General features: G+C 72.4%; 1 protein-coding gene. It reads right to left on the reverse strand.

Annotation, left to right across the window (positions count from 1 at the left end):
- Positions 1 to 144 precede the first annotated feature (144 nt).
- Positions 145 to 1,608 (reverse strand): ArnT family glycosyltransferase, encoded by a 1,464-nt coding sequence (locus tag ACIG5F_RS13315; protein WP_396517896.1) that lies wholly within the window; start codon positions 1,606 to 1,608, stop codon positions 145 to 147.
- Positions 1,609 to 1,711 lie beyond the last annotated feature (103 nt).

The raw sequence follows: 1,711 nt of genomic DNA on the forward strand, positions 1-1,711 counted from the left end.
GCCCCCCGTGGGCCCCCCCCGGCGGCCCGCGGGCGGTGTCGCCGGGCCGCTGGTTTAAACCCGCCCCCCCCCGGGCCCCCCCGCGGGGGGGGGGGCCCCCCCGGGGGGGGGCCCCCCCCCCGCCGGTCGGCTGCTGGGCGGTGGTCAGCCGGTGAGGGTCTTGATCTCGGGCCACAGCGTCGACCAGGAGGCGTCCTTGGTCGAGAACAGGGAGATCGGAGCGCCCTGGTAGTTGTTGTCGATGCCGAGCTTGTTGTCCACGGTGGCGACCTTGACCGACTTGGCGAAATGGGCCCGCACCACGTCGGCGTTGTTGTCGCCGATGTAGAGCACGTTGGTGGCGGTCTCCGGCGGCACGCCGAAATACCAGTAGCCCCGGCTCGGGCTGTACGCCCGCGGCAGGCCCAGCGCCGGGCCGTAGACGTCGACCACGGCGGCGGTCCAGAAACTGTCGCCCATGATGGCGGTGTGCCGGCGGACGTCGTCGGGCAGCGCCCGGTAGGCGGCGGCGACCTCGTTGGCCATCTGCGGCCAGCCGATGCTCTCGGCGTTGGTGACATCCGAGGTCTCGGTGCCGCGGACCGACTCCACCGGGGCGATCGGCATCCCGATCACCGTCAGCACCCCGGACAGCACCAGCGCCGGCCAGGCCACCCACGGCACCCAGCGCTTGCGCGGACCCTCCAGGCCGACCGCGGCCAGCGCCCACAGCACGGCCGCGATGCCGGCCGGGTAGTACGGGCGGCCGCCGGTCGCGATGAACACGACGGTGAGGGCGACCGCGGTGATGGCCAGGAACCGGTAGCGCGGCTGGCGGGCCGCGCGCCACAGTCCGTACGCCGCGAGCGGCGTGCCGATGATGCCGAGCAGGATGGCGAAGAACACCAGGAACATGCCGGGGCCGCCGACGCCGGCGGACTCCTCGTAGGCGATCTGCCGGGCCATGTCCACCTGCGGCCAGCCGTGGTCGGCCTGCCAGATCAGCGACGGCAGCGTGGTCAGCACGGCGATCGCGCCGCCCAGCCACAGCATCTTGCTGCGGAAGAAGTCGCGCGGCCCGGCGATGAGGATGGCGACCGCGACGACCGCCCAGAAGAACGCGATCAGGTACTTCACCTGTAGGTCGACGGCGGTGACGATGCCGGCCCACAGCAGCAGCTTGTCCTGTCGGGTCCGCAGCCAGCGGACCAGCAGCCAGGTGATGGCCGTCCAGAAGAACAGGTCGATGGTGGAGGTGGCCAGCAGGTGGCCGCCGCCGGCGACCAGCGGCGCGGTGCAGTAGACCGCGGCCGCGATGACCTGGGACCGCCGGCCGCCGCCGAGCTCCCAGGCCGTCAGCGCGGCGATGAAGATGCCGGCCACCGTCACCACGACCGACGGCAGGTGCGTCACCCACAGCGATCCCGGCGCGATCGTGTCGGCCACCATGGCCAGGAACGGGACCAGTGGCGGCTGGTCCACGTAGCTGAAGTCCAGGTGGTGGCCGGCGGCGATGAAGTACAGCTCGTCGCCGAAGAAGCCGTAGCCGTTGCCGAAGCCCAGCAGCAGCACGCCCATCGCGCCGGCGATCACCGCCACCGGAGTGAGGGCGAACGCCGCGACCTCCACGCCGCCCGTCCTGGGCGGCTCACTTGTCCTGAGTTGCTCTGATCGCAGCACTTGCCGTTCCTTCCGGTCACGTCCGGCGGTGACGGACCCCGCCCGCAGCGCC

Source organism: Kutzneria sp. NPDC052558, from assembly GCF_044547355.1.
Lineage (GTDB): Bacteria > Actinomycetota > Actinomycetes > Mycobacteriales > Pseudonocardiaceae > Kutzneria.